Source organism: Caproiciproducens galactitolivorans, assembly GCF_026672255.1.
Taxonomy (GTDB): Bacteria; Bacillota; Clostridia; order Oscillospirales; family Acutalibacteraceae; genus Caproiciproducens; species Caproiciproducens galactitolivorans_A.
The window spans coordinates 13740-28055 of the sequence record NZ_JAPOHA010000014.1; the positions used below are offsets into that span (position 1 = coordinate 13740).

A 14316-nucleotide genomic window follows, 5' to 3' on the forward strand; every position below is an offset into this window, starting at 1 on the left:
ATTTTCATGTATTCAAGAAAAACTGTTATTGCAAACGCCACGGGACTTCATGCCCGCCCGGCATCCGATTTTATTGCGGCTGCCGGCGAATTTGAATCCAAGATTAAAATTCGCCGCGTCGGCGGAGATCCGGAAGAAGACGTGGGGAATGCGAAGAGCATCATCAATGTGCTTGCGCTCGGTCTGGCACAGGGCGAGGAAGTGGAGCTTTCCGCGGAAGGCCCGGACGAGAAGCAGGCGGTTGACCGCCTGGTTGCGCTGATCGATTCCAAATTCGGAGAGTAATCTGCCTTTTCGGGCGGTTCGCCTGAAAGCAACAGAGAGGATGGTTTATGATGTATCCTATTGTTTATCAATTTAAATCGACGATGGACGATTACAGGGAGATGACCTTTTTCTCCACTTTTTCGTTTCGGAAAGGTCAGAATATCGCAATCCTGCTTACATGGATTACAGGAACCACGGCCTTTTTGCTGGATTTAGCAAAGGTGATCAAAATGACGGCAACCATCCATCTTTGTGCGCTGATGGTTGCCGTCACCATGCCGGTGCTTTTTGTGAGCTATCTGACCAATGTCCGCCGTTTTAAGATAAACGGCGCCGACTACCGCAAAAAGACCCATACGGTATTGCTGGGCAAAGACGATATACAATATAAGGAAAGCGGAAACATCCATACCGGCGCAGACAAATGGGACGATATTGCCTATGCCTTCGAAACGGATCATCTGTTTCTGCTTTACCGTACGTCGAACAATGCCGTCCTGCTTCCGAAAAGGAGCACGACGGAGAAGCAGATTGAAGAAACCCGTATCTGCCTTCAGGAAAAGCTCGGCGTGCGTTTTAAGATACGCTGCAGAACAAAACCGAGGAAAAAAGCACAGACGGAATAAAATTCCAACCGATCCCGTGAAAACGTTCATCTCAGCTTTGAACGTTTCAAACCGATTAAGCGATATAAAACGCATTTCTCCAACAGAATCATTGCGGAGCATGGCGGCACATCTGATAAGGAAGCCGTTATGCTTCGCTTTTTTATATTAATTGTTTCAGATTCGGGGAATCTCTTGAAAAAAGACTTGAGATAACGTAAAATAAAAGTATTATAAGAACGCAAAGGAACGTTAGAATGATTTTCAGCAGTTTATTTTTCGTATTTGTATTTTTACCCGTGGTATTAGCTGTTTATTTCCTTGTTCCGAGGAAATTCAAAAACCTCTGTCTGTTTCTTTTCAGCTTGCTGTTTTACGCCTGGGGAGAACCGGTCTATGTTTTTCTGATGCTGTTTACCACCGGGTTTGACTATATTATGGGGCATTTTATCGAGAAATACCGAAATACGCCTTATTCCCGCCCTTTATTAATTTTCAGTATTTGTGTAAATCTCGGCCTGCTCGGGTTCTTTAAATACTCGGGTTTGCTGGTTCAGACGGTCAATTCCCTTTCCGGGCTGGCTCTGGCGGTTCCCGAAGTGGCGCTGCCGATCGGCATTTCCTTTTACACCTTCGAATCCCTTTCCTATAATATTGATATCTATCGCGGGGAAGCGCCCGCGCAGCGCAATATCATCGATTTCGGCACCTATATCGCCTTTTTCCCGCATCTTGTGGCCGGGCCGATTGTCCGCTATGAATATCTGGCGGATCAGCTCCAAAACCGGCAGGAAACGCTGGAAAAGTTTACAGCCGGCGGCAAGCGGTTTCTGGTGGGCTTGTTTAAAAAGATTCTGCTTGCAAACAATTTAGCCATTCTGGCCGATAAAGTACAGTATATGGGGAACCCCAGCACGCTTTCCGCGTGGCTTGGCGCGCTTGCGTTTACCTTTCAAATCTATTTTGACTTTTCCGGTTATTCGGATATGGCGATCGGCCTTGCCGGAATGTTTGGCTTTCAGATTCCGGAAAACTTCAATTATCCCTATATTTCCCACAGTGTTTCGGAATTCTGGCGCCGCTGGCATATTACGCTGGGTTCCTGGTTCCGCGAATATGTCTATATCCCGCTGGGCGGAAACCGCTGCTCCAGGCTGAAAAACGTGCGGAACCTCGCCATTGTCTGGGTGCTGACCGGAATTTGGCACGGCGCAAGCTGGAATTTTGCTTTCTGGGGCGCTTATTACGGCCTTTTGATTATCTGCGAAAAGCTGTTTCTGCAAAAATGGCTGGATCGGATTCCCCGGTTCTTCCAATGGCTTTATAGCTTTTTGGCCGCGGTTATCGGATGGGTTTTCTTTTCCTATCTGGATATCCGGAAAGCGTTCGGCGTGGTTTGCGCCATGTTCGGATTCGCGCCCGGAGCGGACAGCCTTGGCGTTTATTCGCTGATTACCTGCGCGCCGCTTTTAATCGTTGCGGCGCTGTGCAGTTCCACGCTGGTGAAAACGCTGGCGGACAAGCTGCGTAAAAGCGGAACGGCGGGAAAAATCGTATGGAGCGCCGGTTTCGTCTGTCTGCTGCTTATTTCCCTGTCTTTTCTGGTGGGGAACGCGTATAATCCGTTTTTGTATTTCCGCTTCTGATTTTATATGCGAAAGGTGAAAAATGAAATTTTATCGTATTATAACGAATTTAAAGGAAAAATGCAATGCAGAGAATGCGTTCGTCACATTTGTTCTCTTCCTTACCATCCTGACGGGCATCCTCTATCTTCTTTTTGCTCCGAAAATTGATTTTTCAGAAGAGGAAAACCGTGTGCTGGAATCCCCTCCGGAGTTAACCGCCGCTTCCGTAGCGGACGGCAGCTTTATGAAATCCATTGAAAATTATGTCGGCGACCACTTTATGTTCCGCAGGAATTTCGTGGAAATGAATACCCGCGTGCAGCTTCTGATGGGCAAACGGGATCTGGGTTCCAACTACGGCCGGACTCCGGCGGAGGGCGGCGTTTATTTCGGCAGCGGCGGGCATCTTTATGAGGTGCTGCTCCCGAATCATACGGACATCTTTGCCCGCAACGCCGCGGCAATCCAGACTTTTGCGAAAAAAACCGCGCTGCCGTTTTATTTTGTCCCGGTTCCATCCGGCGCGCAGGAGCAGGGGGACCGGCTGCCCTATTCCGCGCCCAGCCACGACCAGCACGAGGAATTGAACGCCATTAAAGCGGGTGCGGGAGCCAATACCACGGTGGTTGACCTGTTTGACACCCTGAGCGACCGGACGGGAAACGATTATTATTATAAAACCGACCATCACTGGAATACCTTTGGTGCTTTTGAAGGCTACAAAGCGCTTGTGACGGCAATGGGAATGCAGCCGACCCCGAAGGATGACTTTTCATTCGAAAAGGTATCGGATTCTTTTTTGGGCACATTATATTCCAAGGCCATTTGCAGCAGCCAGGAACCGGATGCTCTTTATCTTCCCCTTTACAAAAAACAGGCGGTTGTAACGCAGCAGACCGGCAAACGGACGCGCGGCAATCTGTACTGGAAGGAATACCTTACGAAAAAGGATAAATATTCCGTTTTCCTCGGCGGCAATCATAGCGTGGATGTCGTTAAGAATCCGAATGCTTCCACAAAGAAAAAACTGCTCCTGATTAAGGATTCCTATGCGAACAGCCTGATTCCCTTTTTAACGACAAATTTCTCGGAAATACACATTATCGACTTGAGATATTACAATCAGGATATTTATAAATATATTCAACAGAATGGAATTACGGAAACGGCCGCGGTTTACAGCATCAAGCAGCTTTGCGAAGTTTCCGTTGCCAATAAATTAAGTGCGCGATAAGAGTTAACAAACGCGTCAGTGCTTAAAATTTTCGCCGTTATGGGCCTCGGGCCAAGCGGAACGATAAAATCATTTTTACAGCAAAGGAGGCAAATGAAAAGGCTGAAAGATTTCCGCAGAAAAGATCATTAAGGAGTGGTGAAGACGAATGAAAATAATCCATGGAATCGGTGCGTCAAAGGGAATCGCTATTGGGAAACTCACATTATGCCTGAATATTGACGATCATATTCAAAAGAAAACAATAACGGACGTTGAAGCAGAACTTTCCCGGCTGGACGAGGCGAAAGCGGCTTCCGTTGAAGCGCTGAATGCGATCTATATGAAAGCGCTCAAACGGGTCGGCGAGGCAAACTCCATGATTTTCCAGATTCATATCATGATGCTGCAGGACGAGGATTTTTACGGCTCCATACGGAACGTCATTAAAGAGGAAAAGGTGAATGCGGAATACGCCGCATGGAAGACGGGAAGGCAGTATTCCGAAATGTTTGCCCATATGGACGACGAATATATGCGGGGACGCGCGTCGGACGTCATTGATATTTCCAAACGCCTGATCCGGAACCTCGATACGCGGCTTGCCAACGGACTGGACAGCCTTTCGTCGCCGAGCATTGTCGCAGCCGTTGACCTGATGCCGAGTGAGACCGTGCAAATGGATAAGGAAATGGTTTTGGCCTTCATAACAAAAGAGGGTTCCAAAAGTTCGCATTCCGCTATTCTGGCCCGCACGATGGGAATCCCGGCGGTAGTCGGCCTGGCGGATCAGTTTGCTCAGTTTTCCGACGGTGACGATATCATCGTTGACGGAATTTCAGGCGATGTCATCCTTTCACCGGATGAAAAAACGCTCTCGGATTACCGCGTTAAACAGGGGGAGTTTAACAGGCATCAGCAGGAGCTGAAGCTTTTGAAGGGCACGAAGGCGATCACCAAAAACGGCGTGCAGATCGAAATCAACGCGAATATCGGCCACCCGGAGGACGTTGATTTGGTGCTGGAAAACGACGCCGACGGCATCGGCCTGTTCCGCAGCGAGTTTTTGTACATGGAGAGCAAACAGTTCCCGAGTGAGGAAGAGCAGTATATCGCCTATAAAACCGTTCTGGAAAAAATGAACGGCAAACGCGTAATCATCCGTACGCTGGACTTGGGGGCGGACAAGCAGGTGCCCTACCTCGACCTTCCGCATGAGGATAATCCGGCGATGGGCTTGCGGGCAATCCGCATCTGTCTGGACCGTCAGGATCTTTTTATTACGCAGCTGCGCGCGCTGCTCCGTGCTTCGACATTCGGAAAGCTTGCCATCATGTTCCCGATGATTATTTCGGTAGACGAAGTCCGGCAGATTAAATCGCTGATTGAAAAGGTAAAAAGTGACCTTACGAAAGAAAAAATCGCCTTTGCCCCCGATTTTGAACTGGGGATTATGATTGAAACCCCGGCATCGGTGATGATAAGCGACGAGCTTGCGAAGGAAGTGGATTTCTTCAGCATCGGCACCAACGACCTGACGCAGTACACCCTTGCGGTAGACCGTATGAACCACTGTATTTCGAAGCTGTTTGATTCCCGGCACCCCGCCGTGCTGCGCATGATTGAAATGACGGCGAAGAGCGCGAAAAAGGCAGGCATTTGGGTCGGCATCTGCGGTGAGTCCGCGGCGGACACAAGCCTGACCGAGTTCTATGTAAAAATCGGCATCAATGAGCTTTCCGTAACGCCTTCTTCCGTATTGGAACTCCGCAAAGCGGTTCAGCAAATCGATCTGAAATAATCGTTAAGCGGCTGCCGGGATAACGCGGGCAGCCGCTTGAAATTTACATTAAGGAAATATCTTTTCGGAATTGTTTAAGGGGAATTTTTATAATGAAAAATAATATTCAATTTTAATTCTGAATTGGTAAAATGCAGGATTCTTTTTTTATAGATTCATTTAAGTTCTTTCTTACAATTTTTTGTAGGTCGCTTTTGGTATTCCAGAAAGTAGTAATTTGCAATAGTTTTTTTGTAAATCTTTGTTGAAAAATGGGATTGTAAATTCTGTATAAATATTAAGAATGCAATGGAAATTTTTTGTTATGCAAAAAAGTTGTCAGAACGAAGAACAAATTACCAATTCGGCTTGAATTTTGAATGCAAAATTGATATAATACTGCAATAGTGCATGTTTCGTAGGACACACTTCGGATTGAGTGTGTCCTACAATAGCGTTTGCAGGGGTTTTAGCGCGCTAAACTGTTACTTCGTTAGTACTTTTCATACCTGATTATCGGCGCGTCGGGTCTGCTTCGTATCTAGGCGGTTTACTGTGTTGTACCCCCGGTATAAATTTAAGGAGTGGCTAAAGTGATCAAATATGTGATAAAGCGCGTTGCCTACGCACTTTTAACAATTTTCCTGATTTCAATCATCACCTTTACACTGATGAACATGATCCCCGGCGGGCCTTTTTTAAGCGAAAAGGCGGTGTCACCCGAAACAACACAGGCGCTGAAGATTAAGTACGGCTTGGATAAACCGCTCCCGGTACAGTACATAAACTTCATGAACAATTTTATTCATGGTGATTTTGGACTGTCCATCAAGCAGACGGGAAGAACAGCCAACGATATCATCTTTTCCACCTTTCCCGTTTCGGCAAAACTCGGCGGTATTTCTATTTTAGTGGCGCTGATACTGGGTGTGGTTATGGGCTCCGTGGCGGCGCTGAACAGAGGAAGATGGGCCGACAGCCTGCTGATGGTGATTTCTACTTTGGGAATTGCCGTACCAAGCTTTGTTGTCGCGTCTTTTCTGTTGATTACATTCGGCGTAAATCTGCATATGCTGCCAACGCTCGGGCTAAAAACCCCGCTGCATTATATTATGCCGGTTGCGGCGCTGTCTTTTTACCCCACGGCCTATATAACCCGCCTGATGCGTTCCAGCATGCTGGACGCGCTGAATCAGGATTATATCCGCACGGCCAAGGCAAAAGGCGTGAACAAATTTGTCATGCTGTTTAAACACGCAATGCGCAACGCGATTATTCCGGTTATTACCTACGTAGGTCCGTTGCTTGCCTACACGATGACCGGCAGCTTCGTGGTTGAGAAAATATTTACCATTCCGGGTTTAGGCCGTGAATTTATCAACTGTATTACCGGCCGCGATTATCCGATGGTTATGAGCACCACCATTTTTCTTGCCGTATTGTTGGTCTTTATGAATGTGTTGGTCGATATTTGTTACAAACTGGTAGACCCGAGAATTAAATTGAAGTAGGAAGGCAGGAAAAAATGTTGGACGACAGAAAGCTCAAAAAAAATCCGTTTAGCTTGCAATTGAATGCAGAAGATTTTTTGCCTGCCAGCGCGGATGAGAAACAATCCCTGGTTGTAATGCGTGAAAGCACAACCTACTGGAAAGACGCGGTTCGGCGTCTTCGGAAAAATAAAGTGGCGATGGTGGCGTTCGCGGTCATCATTCTTGTTATGTTTTGTGCGTTTATTGTTCCGAGTTTTTACCCTTATCACTATGACCAGCAGATTCGCGGAAGCGAAGATCTGCGCCCGATGCAGTACTCCGAGATGGAATTGAAGAGCATTTCACAGGGAAAAAGCGTTTTCCCCCATGTTTTCGGCACGGACAGTTTTGGCCGTGACCTCGGTATCCGTGTTATGATCGGTGCCAGAATATCCCTTCTGGTCGGTTTGATTGCCAGCTTTCTGGTTTTGCTGATCGGAAGCATTTACGGCGCGATTGCCGGATATTTCGGCGGCAAGGTCGATATGGTAATGATGCGTATCGTGGATATTATTTATTCGGTACCGGATATGCTGATTATTATCTTGTTGCAGGTTACATTGAAAACACCGCTGACCAATCTTTTTGACAGTAACCCCGCTTTTGCGGGGCTGCAAAAAGTCGGAGTCGGGTTAATCAGTATTTTTATTACATTCAGTCTGCTGTACTGGGTTGGTATGGCAAGAATCGTGCGCGGGCAGATCATGACGCTGAAAGAACAGGAATTTGTTACCGCGGCGAAGGCGCTGGGCGCCTCAAACCGTCAGATTATTGCGAAGCATCTGCTTCCGAACTGTATCGGCACGCTGATCGTCACAACGACCCTGCAGATTCCTTCCGCAATCTTTACGGAAGCGTTTCTGAGCTATCTCGGCCTGGGCGTTGCGATCCCGATGGCAAGCCTTGGTTCGCTTGCTTCCGATGCGCTGGGCGGAATCAGTGCCTTCCCTTATCGTCTGATTGTTCCGTCCGTTGCAATCAGTTTGATTATTTTATCGTTTAACCTCTTTGGCGACGGCCTGAGAGATGCGTTTGACCCGAAGCTTAAGAAATAGGAGATTTGAAAATGAGTGCGAATTGCCTTCTTGATATAGAAAACCTTCAAGTTTCCTTTTTTACCCCTGCCGGAGAGGTAAAAGCGGTCAGCGGTGTTTCCTACACGCTTGACCACGGCGAGGTGCTTGGAATAGTCGGCGAATCCGGAAGCGGAAAGAGTGTTTCCGCATACACCCTGATGGGACTGATTGATTATCCGGGTAAAATTGTAGGCGGCACGGTGAATTTTAACGGCCACCAAGTGGATAAGATGTCGGAAAGAGAATTCCGTAAAATGCGCGGCAGCGAAGTCAGCATTATTTTCCAGGACCCGATGACTTCCCTGAACCCGGTCTTTACAATCGGCAGCCAGCTTATGGAGATGCTGCGCCTGCACACGAATAAGAACAAGGAAGAGCGCAAAGCGAGAGCAATCGAGCTTTTGGGTTTGGTCGGCATGAACGAACCGGAAAAGCGCTTGAAACAGTATCCTCATGAATTCTCCGGCGGCATGCGCCAGAGAGTGATGATCGCCATGGCGCTTGCCTGCGAACCGAAGCTGCTGATCGCGGACGAACCGACCACGGCGCTCGACGTAACCATTCAGGCTCAGATACTGGAGCTGATGGTTGAACTGAAAAAGAAAATCAACATGTCGATTATCATGATCACCCATGATTTGGGTGTGGTTTCCGACGTCTGCGACCGCATCGCGGTTATGTACGCCGGAAAAATTGTAGAAATCGGCAGTACGGATGATATTTTTTATAATCCGAAGCATTGCTATACCGAGGGGCTTTTGCGTTCCATACCAAAAATGCACGAAAAGAAACACGAGAGGCTGGTTCCGATTGAGGGCACACCGGTTGATCTGCTGAATCCTCCGGCGGGATGCCCGTTTGCTTCGCGCTGCGACAAATGCATGAAAGTCTGCCTGCGGCAAATGCCGGAGTACACGGAAATATCTCCGGGCCATAAAAGCGCCTGCTGGCTGCTCCAGAAAGAGCAGTTTGAGAATGCCGAGGAGGGGAATAAGCAATGAGCGAGAAGCTATTAGAGGTTCAGCATCTTCAGCAGTATTTCCCTGTAGGCGGCGGCCTATTTAAAAAAAATTACGTTCAGGCGGTCGACGATGTAAGCTTTTATATCAATAAAGGGGAAACCTTTGGTCTGGTCGGGGAAAGCGGCTGCGGAAAAACAACAACCGGAAGAACGATTTTAAGATTATATGAGCCTACAGATGGGAAGATTATCTATGACGGCGTGGATGTCACCCATGTTGACTTTGCACCGTACCGCAGAAAAATGCAGATCGTTTTCCAGGATCCGTATGCATCGCTCGACGCACGTATGACGGTTGGCGATATTATCGGCGAACCGATCGATATACACGGCCTTGCTTCCAATAAAAAGGAACGCGAGGAAAGAATCCTTTCCCTTTTGGAAAAAGTCGGTCTGAATTCCGAACATGCAAACCGTTACCCGCATGAATTTTCCGGCGGCCAGCGGCAGAGAATAGGCATAGCCCGCGCGCTTGCGGTGGAACCGGAATTTATTGTCTGCGACGAGCCGATTTCCGCTTTGGACGTGTCCATTCAGGCGCAGGTCGTGAATATGTTTGAAGATTTACAGCGGGAATTGGGTCTCACCTATTTGTTTATTGCACATGATTTAGCGATTGTCAAGCATATCAGTAACCGAATCGGCGTAATGTATTTAGGGAAGCTGGTGGAACTGGCCGACAGCGATACCCTTTACGACCATCCGATCCACCCCTATACGCAGAGCCTGCTTTCCGCAATCCCGATTCCGGATCCGAAAACAAGCCGCGAAAAAAAGAGGATTGTGCTGGAAGGCGATGTGCCGAGCCCGCTGAATCCGCCGAGCGGATGCCGCTTCCGCACCCGCTGCCCGTACGCGACGGAACAGTGCGCCGCCGAGGTGCCGGAATTCAAAGAATATGAGACAGGACATTTTGCGGCCTGCCATAGAATCGGACAAATTTAGAGGTTTTAATTTGCAGAGCAAATTGAAATAAAAGAAAATTTGTGAAATTGGAGGGATTTAGTTATGAGAAAAAGAATAATTTCCATGTTACTTGCAATGGCTCTTATGTCTTCCGCATTTGTAGGATGCGGCAGCAGTACGACCGGCTCTTCTACCGCGGGAGGAACAAGCAGCAAAGCGGCCGCCGCGAAAACACTGAGCGTCAGTCTCGGTGCCGAACCGGCAACGATGGACCCGGCCTTAAACCAGGCGGCGGACGTCACTACGGTGATGAACCATCTGTTTGAGGGCCTTACCCGCTATTCGTCTGATCATAAGATTGTAAACGCGGAAGCAAAGGATATTCAAGTCAGCAGCGACCATAAAACCTATACCATTACGCTTCGTGACGATGTCAAATGGTCCGACGGCAAACCGGTAACCGCGGGCGACTATGAGTATGCCTGGAAGAGAGTGGTTGACCCGAAAACCGCGTCCCAGTATGCGTATATTTTTGATCCGGTGCTCAATGCAACGGAGATTACCGCAGGAAAGAAAGATAAAGATACCCTCGGCGTAAAAGCGAAAGACGACAAAACACTGGTCGTTACTTTAAAAGCGCCGTGCTCATACTTTAATGAACTGCTTTCCTTTACGGCTTATTTCCCGCTCCGCAAAGATATTGTGGAAGGAAATGACAAATGGACACAGAGCCCGAAAACCTATATTTCCAACGGTTCCTTTATGATGAAAGACTGGAGCCATAAGGAAAGCATTACGGTTGTAAAGAATCCGAATTATTACGACAAAGATAAAATCAAGCTCGATTCTATCAAATTTGTCTTACTGGAAGATGATTCTCCGAGACTTGCGGCTTATCAGAACGGGGAAATCAGCTTCTGCTACACGATTCCGATTGAAGAGATTGCAAATTGGAAGGATAAGCCCGATTTCCACAATCTCCCGGATTTAAGCACGAACTTTGTAGACTTCAACTGCACGAAGAAACCTTTTGATGATGTAAGGGTAAGAAAAGCCTTATCGCTTGCGATCGATCGCAATTATATTGCTGATCAGGTAACCAAAAAATCTCAAACTCCTGCCGGTGCTTTTGTACCGATCGGCATTAATGACCAGGATTCCACGAAGAAATTCCGCGATGTCGGGGGAGATTATATTCCTGTAAAGCCGGAAGATTACGATAAGAATGTAGCCGAAGCAAAGAAACTCCTTGCGGAAGCCGGTTATCCGGACGGCAAGGGCTTCCCGACGATTGAGTATGCTACCAATCCTGCTTCGATGAACAATGCGCTTGCCGAAGCCATTCAGAACATGTGGAAGACCGCGCTTGGCGTTAACTGCACAATTTCTGCGCAGGAATGGTCTGTGTTTATCGATACCCGTAACAAGGGTTCTTTCCAGACCTCAAGAGACGGATTTGGCGTTGACTTCAATGATGCAGTTTCCATGCTCGATCTGTTTGTTACCGGCGGCGGCAACAACAACTGCAAATATTCCAATCCGGAGTACGACAAGATTATTGCTCAGGTGAAAGCAACGGATGACAACAAAGTCAGAATGCCGCTTATGCACAAAGCGGAGGAAATCCTGATGAGGGATATGCCGATTGCACCGACGACTTACCGTACCCGTATTTGCCTGCTGAATCCGAATGTGAAGGGATACTATGAATCCCCGATGGGCTTCGACTATTTCATGTATGCGGATATAGAAGGCTGAGAAAATACGTTTTTCAGGCGCTCCTGTTTTACGGGAGCGTCTTTTTTTGTACAAATTCAATAAACGTATATGAATGAACGTGCTGCGAACGGTTGCAGAAATGTTGCCTTTATTGGTTTAAAGTGATAATATACCGATTATTTTGCAATATTAACGATATCTTGTTTCACTTTAAAGGCTGAGAATGGAAAAAAGCAAATAAAAAATGGTAAATTGAACGATTTCATAAAATCACACGAATAATTGCGAATATAAGGTTGCAAATAATACGTTTCAGTAGTATAATCAAGAACATTAAATATTTTAAAAAAATGTAAGAATGCAGTGATTTTTAACTTGGGAGGTATACAAAATGAAAAAGCGTTTATTAGCGGCTGCACTTGCGGCGGCAATGGTTGCGGCCTCTGTAACGGGATGCGCCCAGTCGGGTGATACAGGCTCCAATACGTCCGGCGGTGCGGCCGGCGGCGATACCGTAAAAATTGGCGGGCTTGCTCCGCTGACCGGCAATGTATCCGTTTATGGTATTGCGGCGAACAACGGAATTAAACTTGCGGTTGATGAAATCAATAAAGCAGGCGGCGTTCTGGGCAAGAAAATCGAGTACGTGCCCTATGACGAAAAAGGCGACGCCATCGAGGCGGTTAATGCCTATAACAAGCTGGTTCAGGACGACAGGGTGGTTGCGCTGATCGGCGACGTGACTTCCAAGCCGACGATTGCCGTAGCACAGAAAGCGGTAAAAGACAATCTGCCGATGATTACCGCAACCGGTACCGCTGCGGATATTACGAAGGCCGGCGACAACGTATTCCGGGCCTGCTTTATCGATCCCTACCAGGGCGAACTGATGGCTGCCTATGCCGCAAAGAAACTCAATGCGAAGACCGCCGCCATTATCTATGACAACGGCGACGACTATTCCACGGGCGTGGCAAATGCGTTTGAAACGGCTGCAAAGGCCGAAGGAATGACCATTACCAATAAAGAAGCCTACCAGTCCGGCGCAATGGACTTCAAAACGCAGCTTACCAAAATCAAAGCGAGCAATCCGGACGTCGTGATGGTTCCGGTTTACTATTCCGACGTTGCCCTGATCGCCGTACAGGCGAAGGACGTAGGCCTGAAGGCGAAGCTGCTCGGCGCGGACGGCTGGGACGGTGTTCTGGAAAAAATCGACAAGAGCAATCAGGATGCGGTAAAGGATTGCTACTTCTGCAGCCAGTATTCCGCGGAAAGCAAAGACCCGAAACTCCAGGATTTCCTGAAGAAATACAAGGAAGCCTATAAATCCGAAGCAAACATGTTTGCCGTTTTGGGCTACGATGCCATGGGCATGATGGCAGCCGCCATTAACAAGGCCGGTTCGACAGATTCCGACAAGATTATTGCCGCTTTGAAAGCGCTGGAATATAAGGGCATTACCGGAAACACCACGTTTGATGCGAACCGCAACCCGGTCAGAGAAGCGGTTATAACGACCATTGCAGACGGCAAGTATAAGTTTGTTGAAAACTTTAAAAAGTAATTTGCTCACTCAGTCAGGATATTTAAGGTGAAAAAAGAGGGTGAAGTAATTCACCCTCTTTTCGGGTCTATTTTGAAATATGAAAAAAGGCTTTTGAAATTGCAGGAGGGTGCGATTTATGGAATTTTTATCGCAGGTAATCAACGGCCTTGGCATCGGCAGCATCTATGCGCTGGTGGCATTAGGCTACAGCATGGTTTACGGTATCGTTCAGCTCATTAATTTCGCGCACGGCGATATTATTATGGTGGGAGCGTACGCTGTTTTTGTCATTTTGGTTATGATGAATCTGCCGCTTTGGCTGGCGGTACTGGGTTCAATCCTATTTTGCGGCATCGCCGGTGTGGTTATTGAGCGCGTTGCCTACCACCGTCTGCTCGTACACGACGCACCCCGGATTTCTCTGCTGATCACCGCCATCGGCGTCAGCATCTTTTTGCAGAATCTGTACCAGCTGCTTTTCGGTTCGGACCCAAAGTCCATGCCGAAAATGTTTACGTTTGCTCCGCTTCAGCTGGGCGGCATTCAGCTTACCTCTTCAACGATTATCAATATTTCGGTTTCCGTCGTTATGATGGCGGGCCTTCAGCTCCTGGTCAGTAAAATGAAAATCGGAAAAGCAATGCGCGCGACCTCCGAGGATGCGGGCGCCGCAAAGCTGATGGGTATCAATACGAATACGACAATCGCGTTTACCTTTGGCATCGGCTCCGCTTTGGCGGCTGTCGGCGCTGTGCTTTACTGCAATACATATCCGCAGATCAAGCCGGTTATGGGCGGCCTTTTAGGCCTGAAAGCGTTCGTCGCGGCCGTACTTGGCGGAATCGGAAGTATTCCGGGCGCCATGCTGGGCGGCTATCTTTTGGGCGTTGCGGAAAGCATGACGAATGCCTATATCAGCAGCAACCTGACCGACGCGGTTGTTTTCGGAATCCTGATTATCGTTCTTTTGGTTAAACCGACCGGGCTTCTGGGTAAAAATACGAGAGAGAAGGTGTAACG

The 14316-nt window shown here is 47.9% G+C and carries 12 protein-coding genes; all 12 read left to right on the plus strand.

Translation table 11 applies throughout. The annotated features are described in order from the left end of the window. Nucleotides 1-6: 6 nt before the first annotated feature. The 12 genes from OUY18_RS12195 (at nt 7) to OUY18_RS12250 (ending at nt 14314) form a co-directional block, all read left to right on the plus strand. Nucleotides 7-285: an HPr family phosphocarrier protein gene (locus OUY18_RS12195; RefSeq protein ID WP_268059069.1), complete on the plus strand. Its 279-nt coding sequence runs from the start codon at nt 7-9 to the stop codon at nt 283-285. A gap of 47 nt (nt 286-332) precedes the next feature. Continuing rightward, nucleotides 333-893 carry a YcxB family protein gene (locus OUY18_RS12200; protein ID WP_268059070.1) on the plus strand — a complete coding sequence of 187 codons (561 nt, stop codon included), beginning with the start codon at nt 333-335 and terminating at the stop codon, nt 891-893. A 236-nt stretch (nt 894-1129) separates the two neighbouring features. Next, the gene (locus OUY18_RS12205) at nt 1130-2518 is read left to right on the plus strand and encodes an MBOAT family O-acyltransferase (protein WP_268059071.1); all 1389 of its coding nucleotides are present in this window, start codon (nt 1130-1132) and stop codon (nt 2516-2518) included. A 22-nt stretch (nt 2519-2540) separates the two neighbouring features. Next, nucleotides 2541-3734, plus strand: coding sequence for a DHHW family protein (locus OUY18_RS12210; protein WP_268059072.1), 1194 nt, complete (start codon nt 2541-2543; stop codon nt 3732-3734). A gap of 148 nt (nt 3735-3882) precedes the next feature. Next, nucleotides 3883-5514: a phosphoenolpyruvate--protein phosphotransferase gene (gene ptsP / locus OUY18_RS12215; protein ID WP_268059073.1), complete on the plus strand. Its 1632-nt coding sequence runs from the start codon at nt 3883-3885 to the stop codon at nt 5512-5514. Between the two features lie 572 nt (nt 5515-6086). After that, a complete protein-coding gene (locus tag OUY18_RS12220) occupies nt 6087-7004 on the plus strand; it encodes an ABC transporter permease (RefSeq protein WP_268059074.1) in 918 nt (305 codons plus the stop codon). 14 nt (nt 7005-7018) lie between these two features. After that, nucleotides 7019-8080, plus strand: a complete 1062-nt coding sequence (locus OUY18_RS12225) for an ABC transporter permease (RefSeq protein WP_268059075.1) — start codon at nt 7019-7021, stop codon at nt 8078-8080. An 11-nt stretch (nt 8081-8091) separates the two neighbouring features. After that, on the plus strand, nt 8092-9102 hold the full coding sequence (locus OUY18_RS12230; RefSeq protein ID WP_268059076.1) for an ABC transporter ATP-binding protein: 1011 nt from the start codon (nt 8092-8094) through the stop codon (nt 9100-9102). Beyond that, a complete protein-coding gene (locus tag OUY18_RS12235; RefSeq protein WP_268059077.1) occupies nt 9099-10067 on the plus strand; it encodes an ABC transporter ATP-binding protein in 969 nt (322 codons plus the stop codon). The genes OUY18_RS12230 and OUY18_RS12235 overlap by 4 nt, the downstream gene beginning before the upstream one ends. 63 nt (nt 10068-10130) lie before the next feature. After that, nucleotides 10131-11786: a peptide ABC transporter substrate-binding protein gene (locus tag OUY18_RS12240; RefSeq protein WP_268059078.1), complete on the plus strand. Its 1656-nt coding sequence runs from the start codon at nt 10131-10133 to the stop codon at nt 11784-11786. 352 nt (nt 11787-12138) lie between these two features. Next, on the plus strand, nt 12139-13314 hold the full coding sequence (locus tag OUY18_RS12245) for an ABC transporter substrate-binding protein (RefSeq protein ID WP_268059079.1): 1176 nt from the start codon (nt 12139-12141) through the stop codon (nt 13312-13314). 118 nt (nt 13315-13432) lie between these two features. After that, the gene (locus OUY18_RS12250) at nt 13433-14314 is read left to right on the plus strand and encodes a branched-chain amino acid ABC transporter permease (protein WP_268059080.1); all 882 of its coding nucleotides are present in this window, start codon (nt 13433-13435) and stop codon (nt 14312-14314) included. Nucleotides 14315-14316 lie beyond the last annotated feature (2 nt).